This window comes from Streptomyces sp. NPDC002623, assembly GCF_053592635.1.
In genome coordinates this window covers 41,346-60,015 of the sequence record NZ_JBSFWB010000050.1, presented here as the reverse complement: position 1 = coordinate 60,015, position 18,670 = coordinate 41,346, and the positions used below count along the sequence as shown (strand labels likewise).

Sequence of the window (18,670 nt, the reverse complement as noted above, 5' to 3'; positions counted from 1 at the left end):
ATCACATGCTCCACGCGCGCACGCACCTTGCGGTGGGCGGCGTTGTCGTCCTCCTCGCCCGGCAGCAGGGGCCGGTGAGGCCGTTTGCGGTGCGGCACGACCATCGACCGGATCGCGCCCTGTGCACGACCCTCGGCACACTCCACGACGGTAAGGCTGAACTACTGTCATTCGAGCTCGACGCCTACGTGCTACGGCGGCCGGAGTAACGCCGCAGTCGCCTTGGGCGAAAAGAGGAGGTCTGTACCGCCGACCGCCGCAGCACCGTTCTCGACTGTCCACCCGAGCAGCCAGACTCGATGGCCGTCCGGCGCAGTTCGGTGTGTTCAAGGACAAGAGCAGCATCCGGATACACAAGCGCGCCAGAAGACATCGGGTTCATCTCCTATACCAACGCCACAGACGCCCTCGCGAACCCACTCTCCTTCCGGGGCAAGGTGGCATCGCGTCGCACAGACGCCCGGTCGCCCCAACGTCAACATCGAGAACGCGTGCGCTCAGGCTCGTCGGCGTACAGGCTCACGCGTGCCGCGCCCCCGCGGTCAGGAGGAGGGCAGCGGGCTCCCTCGATCCGAACACCCTCTCCGGGATCCGCCCTCAGCCGAAGCGGTTCTCGCGAAGCGCCCGTAGCCAGACCGCTCACACTGCCTGCCAATGCGCTCGCCGACCGGCGACGGCGCGGCGGCACTGGGCGCCATGTCCGATGATGAGGCGGCTCATGCGCGGGGTCTCGGGCCGGTCGGCATTCAGACATGCACGATGACGCACGGCCTAGCGACAAGGAAGGACCGCCTGTCGCGCACAGCCGGCACGTGTCGCCTCCGGGCAGGCCGCAGCAAGGCCCCAAGGACATTTACGTCGCACAGGTCTTGAGTCATTGATGTCGTTCGTCGCCCGCACTCGAGGCGTCACCATCACACTCGGCCTCCGCTGAGCGACTCCGCCCCAAGGGCCCAGCACACGCTCCGGTGTTCGGCACGCCGTTCCCGCCTCGTTCCCAGCATCGGGGAACGGTTCCTCCATAGCGGTGCGGGCGACCGCGGCGCACACAACTGACGGCAAAGTTAACATGGTTGACCATTGAGTCAACTAACATCAACCGGCAAAACCAAACTCAAGCCGGTCGGCCCGCAGGAAGAAGGACAGATGCCTCGCTGGGAGAACGAGAGGAACACCCGCGATGAGATTCGCAAGCTGAAGCGAGAAGCGGTCTTGAGGGAGGCAGCGCGAGCCTTCGGCCGTCACGGGTACCACAACACGTCCTTGGAGGACATCGCCAGGAAGCTTGAGATCTCCAAGGGGACGCTCTACAACTATGTCCGCGACAAACAAGAAATCCTGTTCGAGTGCCATACGGAGGCCCTGAACATCGGGGATCAGGCCGTCGCGTTCGCCGATGCCGCAGGCGGCACGGGTGGCACTCGACTGCGAAACTGCATGCAGTTCTACGTAGAACGTCTCATCAATCAGCTGGGTGCATGTGCGGCACTGACCGAGATCAACGCGCTCCGTCCCGAAGACAGGGAAGTCGCAGTCCGGCGCCGTGACGGATTCGAATCGAGTTTCAGGGCTGTGATAGAAGCCGGAATCGGCGACGGATCTCTGAGATCGGACTTGGACCCAAAACTGGTGGTCATGACGTTCATGGGGGCAGTCAACTGGATTCCGCGGTGGTACTCGCCGGGGGGACGCTACGAGGCCGATGAGGTTGCCGACAAGATGGTGGACACACTGATGCGAGGGGTCGAGTCTGTCCATGCGGAGGAGACTGCAAGGCTTGCCAGAGCCTGACGGGCCCCCGCCGGGGCAGTGTGATCGCGGCAAGCGGCCGACGGTCGACCGCACGCCTGCGATCCCGAGCGTCAACACCGTCAGCGCCAATCCGGCAGCCGGCCTGGCACCCTCGGCCAACTGGGATCTCTCCCAGCCGCCTTCCACCGACCTCGACGCAGGCGTCGATCAGGTTCGACCCGCGCGCCCCGCCACGACGGTCAGCCATCGGGCTGCGCCTCCCGCGACTTCTCAAGAGCCGTCCGCAGTCCAGCCGGCAATAGATCCTTGCCCTCGATCCCCGCGTCGACGATGACATGGACGGCGTTCAACGTCGCACGTCGCGCCCCATCAGCGACGAGATCAGCGCCACGTGCCTCTCGCGGTCTACGATCCGGTCTCCCGCCACTGGGCCTGGGCGGGTTCCCCTTCGAAGCAGCCCAGTTGGAACTGCCGGAAGGCAGTCTCCTCGCCGGTACACCGAACGCCTTTGCCGAAATTGGAGGATATCTACGACCTCCTGCTCAACAGCCCTACCGATGACATTGCTCTGCTCATGGTGTGGACCCGAGTTCTCGATGACGACACGTGGCCACCTTGGACATCCCCTACGATCCGGCGGTTGTCTCCAAGGCCCGCTCCGCATATGCGCCGCGCCCGCGCCTTCGACGAGGGCGACCCACAGAGAATTGCCCGGCAGTGGTCGGCCGCTCATGGGACCACTGCCGGGCTTCTCCACCGCACCGCTCCCGTCCCTAGGGCGCGGTGCGGTCACCGGGGGGTGTCACGTCAGGGTGAGATGCCCCCGGAGTACTGAAGAAGCATCAGAGACGGTCAGCTCACGCTCCTCGTCTGACTTCTGCTGTACTTCCGTCAAAATGCTCAATCAGGCCCTCTCCATCCACGTCCAGGGCGAGAACGGCCGGGCCAACAGTCATGCGGACCACGAAGGCGTCGAAGAGAACCGCGATGGAGAGGCCGAAGCCGACCATTTTGACCATCGCGCCATGGGATTCGAATCTCCTCAGCCGCGGCGTGGATCGTGCTGGGCGGTCGGATCAGGCACGTCCGCCTTGGCGAGCAGGGCGACGCCGACACCGAGACGGGCGCGCGGCCACGCCGATGCCCTGGCTGCCACCGCACATGGGCATCCTGCGGCCCTCAAGCGGCTGGCCGATCACTTCTTGACGAACTTACTGATGGACGCCCTCGCCTCGTCGGTCAGCGAGGCTGCGGCAATGCTCTCCGATTCATCCTGCCCGCTGTCCACTCGGGACTGGTCGAATGAGGAGCGAATGAGACGCCGGGCCTGACCAAGGGCGAACGGCGACGCCGCGGTCAGCCGCGCCGTCAGTTCGGCCATAGCGTCGTCGAGGCCGTCGTCGTCAACGACAGTAGTGACAATGCCCCACGCCTGGGCCTCCTCGGCCGACAGGATCCGACCGGTGAGGGCCAGCTCGAGCGCACGCTGCTGGCCGACAGCTCGCGGCAACAACCACGAGACACCGCAGTCGGGCGTGAGGCCGATCCCGGCATAGGCCGTGAGGTAGCGGGCAGTGCGTGTTGACACGACGAGGTCTGCGGCGAGTACAACCCCGAGACCGGCCCCTGCGGCGGCGCCTTGCACCGCCGCAACCACCGGCTTGGGGATCCGTCCGAGCCGTTGAAGTGCACCGTCGAACACGCCCGCCAGCTCTAGTAGTGCTGCATGCGTGTCGCCGGCCGACGATATCCACGCAGCGTCGCCGCCGGCACAAAACCGCGGTCCGTCGCCCCTGAGCACCACGACTCGCACGGCATCGTCGGCCGCTGCACGATCGACTGCGGCACCGAACGCGGTCGCAGTGTCGAGGTCGACACTGTTGGAGACCTCAGGACGAGCCAGGGTAATAGTGCCGACCGCCGCCTCGACTTCGAATCGGACTCCGGACAGTTCAGACATCGGTGCTCCTCGCCACGGCCAACGCCGCCTTAATCGATACTTCGTCGATCAGCCCTATTGCAGGGTTGGGTTCAGATCTCGAGCGGTGTGGTCAGCTCGTCCCACGGACGGGGACCACAGTCGGTCGGCCTGTCGCGGCAGGCTTTCTCGCGAAGTACGAACCCCACCGGTACTGCATGAGTTGGACAGCTCCGTGAAACAACGCGCCACGGCCATTGACCAGTGCACGGTGCGGCTTCGTACGGTCGACATCCAGAATTTCGATCTCGCCGCGAACGTCCATGCCAGGTCGCAACGGGCTCGTCAGCTGGATCTCGTAGATCGTCCGCCCGGCGAGGACGTTCCAGTCCCGGTAGAACCCGAGCACGGCCAGGCGCTGGAAGATCGCCATCGTGTGGGAGCCCGAGCCGACCAGACCTCCGAAGACCGAGGAGGCAGCCGCGTCTTCGTTCGTGTGGAAGTCGAAGGGATCCCACTGCTGGGCGTAGGCGATGATCTCCTCCCTGGTGACGTGATATGACCCGAGGTCGATCGGTGCGCCGATGGGGAGGTCGTCGGCGTATCCCTTCGCGCTCATGGGCGAGGCACTCACTGGGAGAACGAGTAGCCGCCGTTGACGGGATAGGTCTGTCCCGTGATCCAGCTCGACGCATCGGAGGCCAGGAATAGCGCCATGTTGGCCACGTCCGTCGGCTCACCCACACGACGGATCACATAGTGCCGCAGCATCTTCTTCATCGCCTCGGGGTTGGCGAGCGTTGCCTCGACGGCGGGCGTGTTGATGCTGCCGAGGGAAATGGAGTTAACACGGACGTTCGCAGCGCCGGCCGACTTCGCCAGAGCGCGAGAGAATCCCGCTACGCCGGCCTTCGCAGCCGAGTAGATGGGCAAGTGGCCCTCTCCGACACGTCCGGCGTCGGAGATGATGTTGATGACGCTCCCCGCGCCTGAGGCCAGGATCGTCGGCATGGCCGCCCTGGTCACGTTGAGCACGCCGTACAGGTTGGTGCCCAGCCAGGGCGCCCAGTTCACGGGTTCCGACTCCCAGAACGGAGCCAGCTGGACGTCGTCGAGGACGGGCCCGGCGTTTCCCGCGTTGTTGACGAGGATGTCCAGGCGGCCGAGCTGCTGGACGGCTTCGGCGATCTTCGCGGACATCGTCGCGTAGTCGGTGACGTCACCGGTGAGGGCGATTGCCTTCGAGCCGAGCGCCTGGACCTCCGCGGACACGGCAGCAGCTCGCTCTTCGATGAAATCGTTGACGATCACCGCCTCCGCACCGTTGGCGGCGAAGTGAAGAGCGACCTGACGGCCGACGCCCTGGCCGGCGCCCGTCACCAGTGCGACACGACCTTCGAGTGAGAGAATGTTGTTCATGACTTCCTTCTGAGGGTGGTGGAGTCAGCGGTGATCAACGGCCGATGAAGACGGGCGCGCGGCGTTCCCGGAAGGCCGCGAGACCCTCCTTGCGGTCTTCGGACTTGGAGTACTCCACGGCTACCGACAACTCGTTGTCGAGCGCCTGCTCGGGACCCAGGCTCAGTCCGGCATGTACGAGTTCCTTCATCAGGCTCACGCCGATCGGGCTCGCCGCACCGACAGCGGCGACGATCTCGTCGACGGTGTCCTGCAGCTGCTCGTCCGGTGCGACCTTCTCAACGAGAGAAGCCGCCAGCGCTTCCTCGGCAGTGAGTACGGCGCCGGTGAACATCAGGTACTTCGCGAAGGACGCCCCGACGCGACGGGGCAGGCGGACCGTCCCGCCGCCGGCCGGAAGCTGACCGAACTTCACGTGGCCGTCACCGATCTTCGCCGATGCAGCTGCCACGATGATGTCGCAGGCCAGGGCGATCTCCAGACCGCCGGCGAGCGTGATCCCGTTGAGAGCGGCGATCGTCGGGCGCTTCGCGTTGTCGAGACGCGAGAACAGCTTGAGCGCGCGTTCGAGCATCGCGCGGTACTGACCCGTGCCTTCGCCCTCGTCGCCGTCGGACCCGCCTCCGATGCTGAGGTCGGCACCGGCGCAGAACGCCCGCCCTGTGCCGGTCACCACCAGTGCGCGAAGGTCCGGGTTTTCGTCGATCTGGTCCAGAGCCCATTCGAGGGTCTCGATGATGCCTTCGGTAAGGCTGTTCATCGCCTGGGGGCGGTTGAACGTGACCCACAGCGCGCCGTTCCGCACCTCGGTCAGAGCGTCCTCGCTGATGGTCACTGTCTTGGCTGTGGTAGACGCCACGATCCTGGTCCTTCCAGTACGGAGCTCCGATCTCGTGTCGGAGCAGCTTGCAGTTGCCACTGAGCGGCAACGAATCGGTGATGACGACACGCTGCGGGGTGGTCACGCAGCCGAGCGGGGGCCGACAGTCCGCGATGATCTCGGCCTCAGTGACGTCGCCAGCCGGGCACAGGGGACCCACGGCGAGAACTGCCTCGCCCCCGCTTCCCGTCCGGGATACCGACGCCCGCACATTCCTGGACCGAGTACAGAAACGCATGGCCATCGTCGGAATATCCGACGTCAACGGAGTGCCACCACCCGTGCGCCGGTGGTTCCGCGGTCACGTCTGAGTTTTTGTCGCGCTCCCCCATGACACTGCCGCTGCGCACGACGATCCGTGGTTCGGCAAGTAGATCGCGACGTCCGTTCCGGGTTCGAGACCGTCCCCGATCGGACCTGCTGCGCAGTCGAGATGCAGCTCCACGACGGACACCTCTTTTCGTCAGGTCATTACTCACATGCCCCCACCTGATCGGTCGGCGGGCCTGCGACCTGTAACGCCTGGAGTTCATGGCACACACAGATCAATGAGTGCAGAGTATGATTAACTAACTCTAAAGTCAACTTGTTAGGGGCACCATGCAGAAGATCGCCATTGCAGGTACCGGCATGACGCCGTTCGGCCTGTTCCCCGACGTCTCGAGCGCGGAGCTCGCCCAGCGGGCGGTCGCGGCCGCTCTGGCCGATGCGCAGTGCACACCCGCGGACATCGGCTTCGTCGCCTATGCGAACGCCACCGACGCGATGGCCGGCCAACACTCGATCCGTGGCGAGGTCGCCCTGCGTCACACCGGCTTGCTCGGTCGCCCGATGGTGAATGTCGAGAACGCGTGTGCGTCCGGCTCGTCTGCGTTCCGGCTCGCTTGCAACGAGATCGCATCGGGTTCCACTGACATCGCCCTCGTCGTCGGAGCGGAGAAGATGTCCTACCCGGACAAGGTGGCGGTCCTCGGCTCGATCGCCTCGGGTACCGACGTCAAGGACATCGACCGCCTCCGCGAGCGGTTGGGGGGCAACCCACGCGGGTCGATCTTCATGGACATCTATGCGGCGTCGGCGCGCAGCATGGTCGAGGAGCAGGGCGTGACGCCCGAGGACTTCGCCGCCGTCGCCGTCAAGAGCCGCACGGCCGGGGCGCTGAATCCCAACGCCCAGTTCCGCACCCCCACCACCGTCGACGAGGTCCTGTCGATGCGGAGTGTCGCAGGGCCGTTGACGCTTCCCATGTGCTCGCCCATCGGCGACGGCGCGGCGGCGCTCGTGCTGATGTCTCCCGAGGCAGCGCGCAAGCGTGGCATGGATCCCGTGTTCGTGCGCGCCAGCATCCTGCTCACCGGGCTGGATGAGCAGGACGGCCCGCTGGTCGCCGAGCGTGCAGCACGTGCGGCCTACGAGCAGGCAGGAATCGGACCTGAGGAGGTGCATGTCGCTGAGGTGCACGACGCCACGGCGTCGGCCGAGATCGCACTGTACGAGGAACTCGGCTTCTGCGCTCCCGGTGACGGCGTCAAGCTGCTGCGCTCGGGCGACACCCAGATCAACGGGCGGATCGCGGTGAACTCCGGTGGCGGTCTGCTCTCGCGCGGCCACCCCATCGCCGCGACCGGGTGCGCGCAGCTGGTCGAGCTCTCCGACCAGCTGCGCGGCCGCGCCGGCGCGCGGCAGCGCGAGGGTGCGACCGTCGCCATCGCGGAGAACGGCGGCGGCTGGCTGGGGAACGACTCCGCCGTTGCCGTCGTGACCATTCTCAGCCGATGAGCGGATCCTGGCGCCGAGCCGCCCACAAACCGGCTCGGCGCCAGGGGCCCCAAGCACCCGAAACTCCGGTGGGCCGACCTCGATCGAACAGGACGGCAACTGGCAAGACACCGGCTCCTGATCGGCGAGCAGAGGGAAGCTGCCGGACCATCGACACCACTCAACTCACCAGCACGTGGTGGCGTAACGGCTGGCGGCCGATCGGCAGACACAAGGGCGGCCCGCCATTCATACCGGCCAGGGACAGCCGAGTCAGGCCCCAGCCTCTCCATAGTCAGCCGGGAGCTCCGGCCCAACGGCACGCCCGTCGAGGGCGGCCCCAAGACGATCTACCGAACCCTTTTTGTCCAGGACCGAAGTGAACCGCACCGCGAACTGCCCCGAGCCATGCGCAAGCCCCGCCGTGAGGCTCCGCAGCACCGAGTCAGTGCCGCCCCGCGGAAGTCGCCGCCTGGCCGAACCCGAACACGGGGAGGACGACCTGTCGTCAGGAGGGGTCGATGCATTTGGAAGCGAGATCCTTCCGCGCTGGCCAGGCCGAGCAAATCAACGTGTGCTCCCGTGACCGCGTCCCACGGTGACGTTGCAGTCAGCGAGTTTGACTACTGGGTTCAGTACACTGTCCCGAGCAGTCGAACTCGATGAAGTCAGGCACGAGAGGGGGCCCAACTTGGCTCGTTGGGAGAATCAGAGGAACACCGGCGGCGAGATCCGCCGGCTGAAACGAGAGGCCGTGCTACGCGAAGCCGCGCTCGCCTTCGGCAGGCACGGCTATCACAACACCACCTTGGACGACATCGCCGAGACACTCGGGATCTCCAAGGGGACGCTCTACAACTACGTACGCGACAAGCAGGAGATCCTCTACGAGTGCCACCGAGAGGCCCTCGAGATCGGAGAACAGGCCGAGGCCCACGGAGCGAAGCATGGCGGCTCTGGCGCCTCCCGGCTGCGGGCGTCGATGGAGTACTACATCGAGAACCTCGTCCGTCAGCTGGGTGCTTGTGCGGCACTGATGGAGGTCGACGCACTGCGCCCGCCGGAGAAGGAGATCATCGTCAAGGGACGCAGGGCGTTCGAGCAGAAGTTCAAGGACGTGGTCCTGACTGGACGCGAGGATGGAACGCTGCGACCCGATGTCGACCCCGACCTCGTGCTCGTCACCTTCATGGGGGCCGTGAACTGGATCCCCCGGTGGTACTCGCCGGAGGGGAGGCTTGGAGCTGCCGACGTCGCCGCCAAGATGGTGGACCTTCTGATGAGCGGCGTCGAGGAGACCCGTTCGGGCGAGACGTCAGCCCAAGGCTGAAACCACAGCGCAGAGCTGAGCAAGATCATGCCGGGTGAGGTTGGCGAGGGACCTCTTGACGTGCGACCACACACCTCGTCCGTGGTGAAGCTCTTTCTCCACGGACGGGACCGCAGTCCAGCGGCTCGGCTGGCCGCGACCTGCAGGACATGGGCGGAAGCTGTCGATACACGGGCTGGGGCACCCGCCCGGTCTGATCCTCTGCGTGATGCGCCGGAAATCAGTCGGTGAGGACGGCGTCCGCAGTGTTCGACGAGCGCGGGATGGCCAAGGCAAGCAGCGCAGCGAGGACCGCGACGGTCGCGCAAATGACGAAGAGCAAGCGGTAGGCGCTCAGCGACGGCAGGGTGTGCCCGGCCAGGTCGATGGTTTGCGCGGCCAGGATGGCGCCGCCGATCGCGCTGGCCAGAGAGCTGCCGACACTGCGGAAAAGGGTGTTGAGGCCGTTGGCCGCGGCGAGTTCCGAGCGGGGGGTGGCGTGCATGATCAGACCGGGCATCGCGGCGTACGCCATACCGATGCCGGCGCCGACAATCGCGTTACCTGCGACGACCTGCCACATATGCTCGGCGAGCACAATGCGAGTGGCGAAGCCCACTGCGATGACCAGCGCGCCGACGGCCAAGGCGGTACGCGCGTTGAGCCTGGATGAGGCGAGGGAGAGCACCAACATCATCAGGCCACCCGGCAGCATGCACAGTCCGCCAGCAAGGATCGATGAGCCGAAGCCGTACCCGCTGATGGCCGGGGCCTGTACGTATGAAGCGGTGCCGATGAGGCTGGCGAAGAGCGTGAAGCCCACGCAGACCGAGGCCAGGTTGGTCAGGAGCACGGGGCGGCGGGCGCTGGTCCGCACGTCCACCAGCGGGGACGTCCGGCGCAGCTCCAGCAGAACGAAACCGGTAAGGAGCACCACGGCGGTGGCGAACAGGCCGAGGGTGAGCGGGTCGGTCCAGCCCCATGACTGTCCCTGGGCAAGCGGCAGCAGGAGTGCCGGCATCGCGGCGCCGAGCAGCAGCGTGCCGGGGACGTCCATCCGACCCTCCGCGTCCCGCGCCGGCTCCGGCACCAGCCGCAGGATCAACGGGTAGACGACAGCGCCGCCGATGATGCAGATCCAGAACAGCAAGTGGTAATCCGCGTACTGTGCGACCAGTCCGGCCAGCGGCAGGCCGAGCGCACCGCCCACCCCCAACATCGCGCTGATCAGAGCGATACCCGCACCGGCGTGCTCACGCGGCAGGATCACACCGACCAGGCTGATGCTCAGCGGGATCGCGGCCGCAGCGAGCCCCACCACAGCCCGACCGACGATCATCATGGCCAGGTTGTCCGCCACAGCGCAGATCAACGATCCCACAACCAGTGTGATGAGGGCGACGAGCAACATCCTGCGGGTGCCGTACAGGTCGCCGAGGCGGCCGAAGGTCGGGACGGCAACCGCGCCGACCAGCAGGGTCGAGGTGAAGATCCAGGCGACGCCGTCTGCGGACGCGTCGAGCTCGGTGCCGAGTTCGGACATGACCGGTATCAGCAGCGACTGAGTCAGTGACACCACCAGCGCAGCGAGGCCGATCACCAGCACAATCACGAGCTGCTTGCCGGTCCAGGCATGCGTCTCGGATACCGGCGCCTGGGTCGGCCGGGCGATGCCAGAGGTTTGGGACACGCAGGACTCCAACGGTTGTAGCTGCATCTGACCCGCGGTCAAACTGCCTCCTGGCAGGGAGAACTCTCCGTCAGATCTGCGATGGGCACACCGACACCCCTGGCAGGCGTGCTGGAAATTGGCATGATCACGCACCTTGATGGGAGGCGACCGCGATTGCAGATTACACTCAAATTTGAGCGCAGTCGTTAATTCGCGGTACCGGCTCCATGAAGGGCGCGGATCGACAGGTAGGGGTGTCGGAGGCGCTCGCTCATGAGTTCGACCTGGAGAGCGCTCGACGACATGACGATCGGGCCGGCCGAGCATCGCAGCGCATCGGACGTCGACGCCCAACTCGACCCGGCGAGGGAAACGGCGAACCACCCGGGCACACTCGACAGGTCACACTTCTCGTACCTCGACCCGCTCCTTGCCGTCCCGGCCATGAACCCGCACAGGCCTGGCCACGTCGGGCACAACAAGGCCGCACAGATCAGCCCAGCCCGCGAGAAAAATACGACTACGATCGAAAATGAGTATAGTCTGTTTCAGTGGTAACGAAACATCGGAGTGATGCAGTGAAGGAACCACCCGTGATGACGAACGCCGCCGCGCCACTGAGTCGGCGCGAGAGAAACAAGCAGGACAAGCTGGCGCGGATCTTCGAAGCGGGTGTGGAGCTGTTCGACGCCCACGGGGTGTCGGCGGTCACGACTCAGGAGATCGCCGAGCGCGCCGATATCGGCACCGGCACCTTGTTCCAGTACGTCGCGACCAAGACCGAACTGCTCGTCATGATCTACAACCGCCGGTTCGGTCAGTCGGTTCAGGACGGCTGGGAGGCCCAGGCCCGAGAGCACGGGCTCCGGCCGCGGCTCCTCGCGCTCCTGGAGCCGGTCGTTGAATGCAACCGCCGGCATCTGGAGAACGGGCGCGCCTATGTGCACGAAATCGTCTACGGGACGACGAACACGCGCTACCGCAACGAGGCACAGGAGATCGTCGAAGAGCTGCAGCGGCACATCGAGCATGTCCTCGTCGACACCGGCGCTGCCGAAGTGCAGTCCGCCGAGCCGAGCGGCCGGGTCGTTTTCGCCGTCGTTTTCATGGCGATGTCCACCGCCCACACCGCTCAGCGCGACGCGCATGTGTTGATGACAGAAATCGATCGGCTGCTCGCCACCCACTTCGCCGACTGGAGGGACGACAGACTCGAGGCTGAAGAGGAACGATGACATCTCGAGAACACCAGCCTTGACCAATAGCTCAAGCAGCACGGCCGCTTCGCGATGGAAGCGGGCTATCACGTCACACTCGTCACCGACGCAACTGCGGCCTGAACCAGTCAACGTCTCGACTCCACGCAGTTGTTGGCGGCACTGGCTGCGCCCCCTTCATCGAAGCGAGACCGGCGCATGAGCGAAGTCCAAGCAGTTCGGCATCAGCAATGCCTGTAGCGCAGTCAGGAAACAGGAGTGAATCATGGATAAGACCATGCTGGCCGGGCGAATGAACTTCGCCACCAAGTCGTTCGCCGTCACAGAGGTCCCGGTGCCGACGCCCGGGCCTGGTGAGGCCCGTGTGAAGGTCCGTGCGGCCGGAGTATGCCTTTCGGACGTACATCTCATCCAAGGTGTCCTCAGCCCGCTGCTCCTGGCCGGGGACGAAGTCACCCTCGGCCATGAGGTCGCCGGTGAGGTCGACGTTCTCGGAGACGGTGTCACAGGACCCGCACCGGGCACCCGCGTCATCGTCGGTGCGGGCAAGCACGTCGGCGACGCTGTTTGGACGATGGGCGTGGACTACGACGGCGGTTGGGCCGAGTACGTCGTGGCCCCCGTCGAGGAACTCATCCCCATCCCCGACAGCCTCCCTTTCGAACAGGCCGCGATCATCCCCGACGCCGTCTCCACTCCCTGGGCCGCGATCGAATGGACCGGAAAGATCAAGCAGGGAGAGTCCGTTGGAGTGTGGGGCATCGGTGGCCTCGGCGCACACGGAATTCAACTGCTGCGTTTCTCTGGCGCCGCCCCGATCATCGCTGTCGACCCTGTCCCGGCTGCCCGCGAGCGCGCTCTCGAATTCGGCGCCGACCTCGCTCTGGATCCCACCGACCCCGAGTTCGCGGCCAAGATCACGACCGCTACGAACGGGAAGGGCCTCAACGTGGCCCTCGACTTTGCCGGCGTCGCACCTGTACGCACTCAGGCGCTGGCCTCTCTCGGCATCGGCGGAAGGCTCGTGCTGGTAGGCATCAGCGGCGGCTCGTTCACAGTCGACAGCGACGTGGCCTTCCAGTACGCACGGAAGCAGATCCTCGGCCACTACGGTTCCGAGGACGGGCACGTTGCGGAGCTGGTACGCCTCGCCGAGCTCGGGCGCCTCGACTTCAGCCGATCTGTCAGTGCCACCTTCCCTCTGGCCAAGGCCGCCGAGGCCATCGAGCGCCTCGAGTCGAAACAGGGCAACCCGATTCGTCTTGTCCTCATCCCCTAGCAGTACTTGGACAGGTTCGTATGCGGCGGAAATGCCTGCCCGAGCCCTGTGGGAGAGATGAAGTTGTTAGTCATGACGCCGACATCTCCAGCACGATCTTTGCCGCGGCCGAATTCGAGTACGACGTCGAGCTGCTGATCGCCGGTCTGGCGGCGCGCGCGTAGGGGCGTCGTACGACGGAGGAACGAGAAGGGCGTGCCCGTGAACCCGTCCGCGGGTGGCCGGTGACGCACAGGCATCACGGGGTAGTCCATGCGACATCGGACGGGTCGGTGAGCCCAACGCGCTGTTCCGCTCCCTCGCGACCCACCTGGCCCTCGTCCTGGTTCCCGATGCGTCACCCGCGCCCTGTCGAGTGCACCGCAGCGAGCTTGCGACCCGCTTCCTCGTGCAAGGCATCGCGGTCGCCCTCCGGCGCGACGCCCCCCGATGACCGGACCGCCGTACTTGCCCAGATGCGGGCAGCGATTCTGGGTGCCTTCCAGGCCTCGACGTGCCCTGATTCCAGTGACCAGGCAGGAGATCGTGCGTCAGGCCTTGGTGGTGGCCGATACAGAGGGCATGGAGAAGCTGTCGCTCCACAAGATCGCGGCGCGGCGATCGCGCGGACCATGTCGCTGTACAACCGCATCTCCGACAAGGCTGATGTGCTAGTCGCTATACCGGACGTAATCCTCTTTTCGCGCTGCCGCCCTGGGGTATCCCCGTTCCGCGTCCTTGGTGCTGACCCGGCGCCTGAACGCGCCCGCCGCCATGCATGTCCTGCGGGCCTTCATCGCCTTCCTGATCGGGGCGCTCCGGCCGGAGTGGGGTTCGCTCCGACGTACGCCGGAGCCATCCCCGGGGGTGACCGCCACGCGCGAACAGGAACTCGTCGCTCACACCCGAGCCTGTGAACACAGCCTGCCCGGCGTCTGCCCGGGCCCATCGATAACGCCTCCGACCTGATCACTCGGTGAACGCGTTTGGCCGGCGCTCAGACCGGACAGGTGCGGGCGCTGCTCCCTCAACAAGTTCGCGCGGACCGGACGTCTCTACCGTGCCGAGGTCGCCACGACGCGGCAGGCAGCTGCCGCGTCATCGCAATGGCTGGGCGCCTGGCCCGTCACCGGGGTCAGCCTCCGTAGACGTCCTCGACGTACCGTCCGTCAGCCATCAACCCCTGGAGCCAGGCACCGGCCTGGGTGTCGTCCGCGCCAGGGTTGGCGCGCACATACAGGGACCGGAATGCCTGGCGGACGCCGGGCGCCATGTGGGTCCCGTCGCCGCAGACGTACACCCGGGCACCCCCTCCGATCAGTTGCCAGACCTCGTCCGCCTCTGCGGCGATGCGGTCCTGGACGAATCGCCGGCCATCGATGGGGGCTTCGCTGAACGCTGGGCGCATGGAGACCGCTCCCGCTTGCTCGGCGGCGCGCAGTTCGTCGGCGTGCAGATAGTCGGCATCGGGAGTGTCGCAACCGAAGTAGCAGAGAGCCGGAGCCAGCCACACGCCGCCGGTGGCCAGGACCCGGCGGTCGGCGATGGCCCCGCGGAAGGGGGCGAGTCCTGTCCCCGCCGCGACCATGATGACGGGGCTGCTGACGGTGTGATCGATGCGGAAGGCCGCTCGGCACGGCTGTACGCGGGCGAGCACGGTGTCGCCGGGGCGGACCGTGTTCAGGTAGCCGGAGCCGGCACCCCGGTAAGTGCCGCGACCGGAGCGCGCCGGGCCTTGGAGTACGGAGACCATCAGGTCGACGTGGTGAGGGTCCTGGAGCGGAGAGGTCGAGATCGAGTAGTGCCGCGGCCGGCGCGGCGGCAGCAGTTCCAGCATCGTCGGCCAGGTGAGGACCTCGGACAGGGCGGGATGGTCCTCGATGAGGTCCAGCACGGTGCGCCGGTCGGTCGCGAGCGCGTCCTGGTCGTGGGCGAGGGCACGCAGCGCGGACTGTTCGGGCGGGCACGGATTCACCGCCGCCAGGACGTTCAGCTGCTCGGCAGTCGGTCGGTCCTGAAGCTCGACATAGTGCGTGAGCAATTCCCTCACGGTCAGCGGCCGGTCGATGGCAAGCCCGCTCCGGGACGGGCGATCGGGGACGATGCTCAGAACCGTGTCGAGGTCGGCGCGCAGCAGTTGGGCTGCTCGTGCGACGAGGGCCGGTGAGTTGGCCGGGAGCACGGTGAGGTGATCCGCGGTGCGGTAGGTGGTGCCCTCGGGCAGCGCCAGGCGGACCAGCCGCTTGACGCGCGGGTATCCGGGTTGGCTGAGGCTGCCGGTCTCGGTGACCGTCATCGCCGTCATGCTGTGCCGGTTGGCGAGGAGGTCATGTGTACCGCCCGTGACCTCTGTGACGGTGTACGCCGGGACCTGCCGTCGCGACGGGAACTCGGCGCTGTCGGGATCACCGTGGTGCTCCAGCAGGACGGTCCGCAACAGGGTAGTGAACTCTTTGACGCCGCCGTTCAGGTCTCCGGCGGCGTCGGCTTCGCCGCGGGCCATCAGGCGGGTGGCCCCGAGGGCGGCGAGACGGTCATCGATGAAGGTGGGGATGCGCTGGTACGTGGCGGACCAGTTCCGGTCGCCCACGCCCAGGACGGCGTAGGTGACACCTTCCGCTTCGCCGGGTCCGGCGGCCTCCAGCCACCGAACGAACGCGCCGGCGTCGTCGGTGGGTTGGCCGTTGTAGGAGGCGGCAGTGATGACGACAGGCCGGTCGGTGGGCAGTCCTCCGGTGTATGTGTCGAGGGACGCGACGGCGGTGTCACAGCCGATCTCCGCGGCGGCTTTACCGAGTTGGGTGGCGAAGTCGCGGCAGGTGCCGTAGTTCGAGCCGTGCAGCAGAAGCAGACCGGTGCCCTGCCGGACACGTCCCGGTCCGGCGGTGTCGGCTGCGGGCGCTTCGACGACGGTGGCCGGCGCGGTGCCGGAGGGGAGCGCGGCGCGGTTCGCCGCACGGTCGGCCACAGTGCGGCGGATCAGAGTAAGGGTAAAGCCATCCGGCTTGATGGTGAGGGCTTCCTTCACCTTCAGCTGGTAGTCGTCCTGGTCGATCAGCCGGTAGCGGTGGGCCAGCAGGCCCAGCACCAGGATGGCCTCGTGGATCGCGAACTGCCGTCCGATGCAGGCGCGTTCGCCGGTGCCGAACGGCTTGAACGCGTGCGGAGATCGCGCGGCCTCCGCCTCCGGAGCGAAGCGGAACGGGTCGAACAGCTCGGGGTTGTCACCCCACACAGGGCCGCGGTGCAGCATGGTGCTCACCACACTGACCAGCTGACCGGCGCGGAGCGGGATCCGGCCGCCGATGACCGTGTCCTGTCGGGCCGCCCGGCTGAACCCGGGAGCGGCCGGCCACAACCGGAGCGTCTCGTTGAGTACCTGGCGGGTGAGCGGCATCCGGCCCACGTCCTCGTATGTCGGCTGCGGGTCAGGGTCGTCGCCCCACAGCTCGTCCACCTCGCGCTGCACCAGCCGCAGGCTCTCCGGGTGCTTGGCCAGGTGGTACAGCGCGAAGGCGATGGTGCCGGAGGTGGTCTCGTGACCGGCGGCCAAAAAGGTGAGCACTTGGTAGCGGACGTTCTTCAGGTCGAGGGTGGTGTCGTCGGCGGGGTGACGGGCCGTGAGCATGAGTTCCAGCAGGTCCGTGAACTCGGGCCGGGCACCGTCGGTGCGGGCGGCGATCACCTCGTCGACGGCGTCGGCCAGGTAGCTGGAGTCCGTGCGGAACCTTCGGTCGCGGTCGCTGTAGTCGATGCCGGGGACACGGGACTGCTGGGTCATCGCCCAGTCCAGGCATCCGATCAGGGAGGTGACAAAGGGGTGGGGTTCGGTGCGGTCGAAGGACTCGAAGTCGAAGCCGAACCCGGAGAGTCCGATGGTGTCCAGGGTCATCCGTGTCGCATCGTGGGCCACGTCCACGGGCGTACCCGCTGCGGCATGGCTGTCCCAGGATTCTATGAGTCGACGGGCGACCTTCAGCATGACCGGGTGATACGTGCGCATCGATCCGAGCGCGAAGGCGGGCATCAGGATGTCATGGGCCTTGGCCCAATTGGGCTCGTCGTTGTGGGCGGTGAACAGTCCGTCGCCGGCGAACTCCCGGACGTATCCCAGGTTGGGGTTGATGAACTTGGCAAACCGCTGCTCGTCGGAGATTTCCGTGACCAGGTCCAGATCGCTGACGAAGAGTGTGTCATGCCCGCGCAAACGTAGCGCGAAGACCGGGCCGTGGCGCCGGGTCAGCTTCATCAGTTGCTGTCCGGGTGTGTCACTCATTCCGACGTCGGAGACGTCGACCACAGGGATCTCGTGGCCGATCAGTTCCTGCGACGTGGGCAGCGTGTCAGTCATGTGGTCAGCCGTTCCTTGTGTGTGGGGGGGTAGGCACGTTCCTCCGCCGACCGGCATGTTCGACTGCTGTCTGAGACTTGATCGGCGCTGCTTCCAGCCTGGGGCCGCGCGGTCGGCGCCGAAGCAGTGATCTCTACGAGTTCTTGTAGTGCAAGTGACCAGCGGGAGTGGTGACATGGACGTGCGAACGTACGTGTGGGAGAAGGTCGGGGACGGCGTGCCACCGGACAGCTGGCGGGACCTCGCCATCGCCTGGCGTCATCAAGCCCTGCTCGTGTTCGACCGAGTGCCGATACCCATCGCGCTGTGCGACGCCGACGGCACCATCAGACTCGCGAATCCCGCCATGGCTGCGGAGTGGGGCCAGTTGCCCGGCCGGCTGAACGAACGCAACGTCCTGGAGCTCTTCCAACCGCGGACCGAAGCGGCTATCCAGCGCATCAGGGAAGCGGCCCGCTTGCGTCACGTATCCCGCTTTCCCGTCGACGTGACCTGGACAGCCCCGGATGGAACGCGCCGCCGCGGCGGGATGAGCGTCGACCTGATTGGCGACATCCCCGACGCGCCCATCGTGTTATTGCTCATGCTGCGCCCCGCGCCTGACCGGTTGACCTCGGAACACGAACCGGTCAGTGCGATGGAGGCGCAGATCCTCGCGCTGGTAGCCAACGGTTTGACAAGTGCTCAGATCGGCAGGCAGGTGGGCTTGACTCCGGACGGTGTCAACTACCACCTGGGGCAGATGTCCCACCGTTGGAACACGTCCAACAGGACAGCTCTGGTGGCGCGCGCCTACACGTTGGGGATACTCGAACCCCAACGCTGGCCTCCGGTGCCCGCTCTCTAGCGCACCGGGCGAGATCCCAAGTCACCGATCATCGTCTCCCCCTTCGGCGATAGTTGGTCGGCCACAGCACATCGCGCGTTCCGAGGTGGCGCAGCGCAGCGTAGGCATGTGCTCCGCACTCCGCACCAGGAAATCCCCTCGCTCGACGCAGCGAGTACGCAGACCGGTCGACGGTGATGCTGCGCGACCGCGAGCCCCTTCGTCCCCGACCAGGCCTTCAACACGGCCCCCTTGACGAGGGGCGGTCGCGATACCCTCCGTCGCCCCCGGGACGCGCCTTGCGCGCGAG

14 protein-coding genes and 1 pseudogene are annotated in these 18,670 nt (G+C 66.4%); 7 read left to right on the top strand and 8 right to left on the bottom strand.

Annotation, left to right across the window (positions count from 1 at the left end; all coding sequences use genetic code 11):
* Window positions 1-104, bottom strand: a pseudogene (locus ACWD4O_RS44150) (IS5/IS1182 family transposase); the annotation flags it as partial.
* Between the two features lie 1,042 nt (window positions 105-1,146).
* Between ACWD4O_RS44150 and ACWD4O_RS44145 the strand changes: the two are divergent.
* Window positions 1,147-1,791 carry a TetR/AcrR family transcriptional regulator gene (locus tag ACWD4O_RS44145; RefSeq protein WP_451288697.1) on the top strand — a complete coding sequence of 215 codons (645 nt, stop codon included), beginning with the start codon at window positions 1,147-1,149 and terminating at the stop codon, window positions 1,789-1,791.
* Window positions 1,792-2,609: 818 nt separating this feature from the next.
* Here the strand turns inward: ACWD4O_RS44145 and ACWD4O_RS44140 are convergent.
* The 5 genes from ACWD4O_RS44140 to ACWD4O_RS44120 all read right to left on the bottom strand — a co-directional run bounded on the left by ACWD4O_RS44140 (window position 2,610) and on the right by ACWD4O_RS44120 (window position 5,894).
* Complete coding sequence (locus tag ACWD4O_RS44140; RefSeq protein WP_451288696.1) at window positions 2,610-2,771, bottom strand: hypothetical protein; 162 nt, start codon at window positions 2,769-2,771, stop codon at window positions 2,610-2,612.
* Between the two features lie 176 nt (window positions 2,772-2,947).
* Window positions 2,948-3,712 carry an enoyl-CoA hydratase/isomerase family protein gene (locus ACWD4O_RS44135; protein WP_451288695.1) on the bottom strand — a complete coding sequence of 255 codons (765 nt, stop codon included), beginning with the start codon at window positions 3,710-3,712 and terminating at the stop codon, window positions 2,948-2,950.
* Between the two features lie 91 nt (window positions 3,713-3,803).
* Window positions 3,804-4,289: a MaoC/PaaZ C-terminal domain-containing protein gene (locus ACWD4O_RS44130; protein WP_451288694.1), complete on the bottom strand. Its 486-nt coding sequence runs from the start codon at window positions 4,287-4,289 to the stop codon at window positions 3,804-3,806.
* A gap of 11 nt (window positions 4,290-4,300) precedes the next feature.
* Window positions 4,301-5,050, bottom strand: coding sequence for an SDR family NAD(P)-dependent oxidoreductase (locus ACWD4O_RS44125; RefSeq protein WP_451288693.1), 750 nt, complete (start codon window positions 5,048-5,050; stop codon window positions 4,301-4,303).
* 73 nt (window positions 5,051-5,123) lie between these two features.
* Window positions 5,124-5,894 (bottom strand): enoyl-CoA hydratase/isomerase family protein, encoded by a 771-nt coding sequence (locus ACWD4O_RS44120; protein ID WP_451288692.1) that lies wholly within the window; start codon window positions 5,892-5,894, stop codon window positions 5,124-5,126.
* 675 nt (window positions 5,895-6,569) lie between these two features.
* Between ACWD4O_RS44120 and ACWD4O_RS44115 the strand changes: the two genes are divergently transcribed.
* Entirely contained in the window at window positions 6,570-7,748 is a 1,179-nt protein-coding gene (locus tag ACWD4O_RS44115; protein ID WP_451288691.1) for a thiolase family protein, read from the top strand.
* 670 nt (window positions 7,749-8,418) lie between these two features.
* Window positions 8,419-9,057: a TetR/AcrR family transcriptional regulator gene (locus ACWD4O_RS44110; RefSeq protein ID WP_451288690.1), complete on the top strand. Its 639-nt coding sequence runs from the start codon at window positions 8,419-8,421 to the stop codon at window positions 9,055-9,057.
* Window positions 9,058-9,277: 220 nt separating this feature from the next.
* Here ACWD4O_RS44110 and ACWD4O_RS44105 read toward each other — a convergent pair whose 3' ends face one another.
* Window positions 9,278-10,726 (bottom strand): MFS transporter, encoded by a 1,449-nt coding sequence (locus ACWD4O_RS44105; RefSeq protein WP_451288689.1) that lies wholly within the window; start codon window positions 10,724-10,726, stop codon window positions 9,278-9,280.
* A gap of 255 nt (window positions 10,727-10,981) precedes the next feature.
* Here ACWD4O_RS44105 and ACWD4O_RS44100 point away from each other — a divergent pair, with 255 nt between their 5' ends.
* From ACWD4O_RS44100 to ACWD4O_RS44090, 3 genes are all read left to right on the top strand, one after another.
* On the top strand, window positions 10,982-11,266 hold the full coding sequence (locus tag ACWD4O_RS44100; RefSeq protein WP_451288687.1) for a hypothetical protein: 285 nt from the start codon (window positions 10,982-10,984) through the stop codon (window positions 11,264-11,266).
* Window positions 11,267-11,304: 38 nt separating this feature from the next.
* Window positions 11,305-11,943, top strand: coding sequence for a TetR/AcrR family transcriptional regulator (locus tag ACWD4O_RS44095; protein WP_451288698.1), 639 nt, complete (start codon window positions 11,305-11,307; stop codon window positions 11,941-11,943).
* Between the two features lie 247 nt (window positions 11,944-12,190).
* A complete protein-coding gene (locus ACWD4O_RS44090) occupies window positions 12,191-13,204 on the top strand; it encodes a zinc-binding dehydrogenase (RefSeq protein ID WP_451288686.1) in 1,014 nt (337 codons plus the stop codon).
* Window positions 13,205-14,318: 1,114 nt separating this feature from the next.
* Here the strand turns inward: ACWD4O_RS44090 and ACWD4O_RS44085 are convergent.
* On the bottom strand, window positions 14,319-17,534 hold the full coding sequence (locus ACWD4O_RS44085) for a bifunctional cytochrome P450/NADPH--P450 reductase (protein ID WP_451288685.1): 3,216 nt from the start codon (window positions 17,532-17,534) through the stop codon (window positions 14,319-14,321).
* A 175-nt stretch (window positions 17,535-17,709) separates the two neighbouring features.
* Here ACWD4O_RS44085 and ACWD4O_RS44080 point away from each other — a divergent pair, with 175 nt between their 5' ends.
* Window positions 17,710-18,381: a helix-turn-helix transcriptional regulator gene (locus tag ACWD4O_RS44080; RefSeq protein ID WP_451288684.1), complete on the top strand. Its 672-nt coding sequence runs from the start codon at window positions 17,710-17,712 to the stop codon at window positions 18,379-18,381.
* Window positions 18,382-18,670: the final 289 nt, after the last annotated feature.

Coding starts and splice junctions, on each gene's coding strand:
- ACWD4O_RS44145 (WP_451288697.1), top strand. CDS start 1,147: ATGCCTCGCTGGGAGAACGAGAGGAACACCCGCGATGAGATTCGCAAG.
- ACWD4O_RS44115 (WP_451288691.1), top strand. CDS start 6,570: ATGCAGAAGATCGCCATTGCAGGTACCGGCATGACGCCGTTCGGCCTG.
- ACWD4O_RS44095 (WP_451288698.1), top strand. CDS start 11,305: ATGACGAACGCCGCCGCGCCACTGAGTCGGCGCGAGAGAAACAAGCAG.
- ACWD4O_RS44085 (WP_451288685.1), bottom strand. CDS start 17,534: ATGACTGACACGCTGCCCACGTCGCAGGAACTGATCGGCCACGAGATC.
- ACWD4O_RS44135 (WP_451288695.1), bottom strand. CDS start 3,712: ATGTCTGAACTGTCCGGAGTCCGATTCGAAGTCGAGGCGGCGGTCGGC.
- ACWD4O_RS44140 (WP_451288696.1), bottom strand. CDS start 2,771: ATGGTCAAAATGGTCGGCTTCGGCCTCTCCATCGCGGTTCTCTTCGAC.
- ACWD4O_RS44090 (WP_451288686.1), top strand. CDS start 12,191: ATGGATAAGACCATGCTGGCCGGGCGAATGAACTTCGCCACCAAGTCG.
- ACWD4O_RS44130 (WP_451288694.1), bottom strand. CDS start 4,289: ATGAGCGCGAAGGGATACGCCGACGACCTCCCCATCGGCGCACCGATC.
- ACWD4O_RS44080 (WP_451288684.1), top strand. CDS start 17,710: ATGGACGTGCGAACGTACGTGTGGGAGAAGGTCGGGGACGGCGTGCCA.
- ACWD4O_RS44100 (WP_451288687.1), top strand. CDS start 10,982: ATGAGTTCGACCTGGAGAGCGCTCGACGACATGACGATCGGGCCGGCC.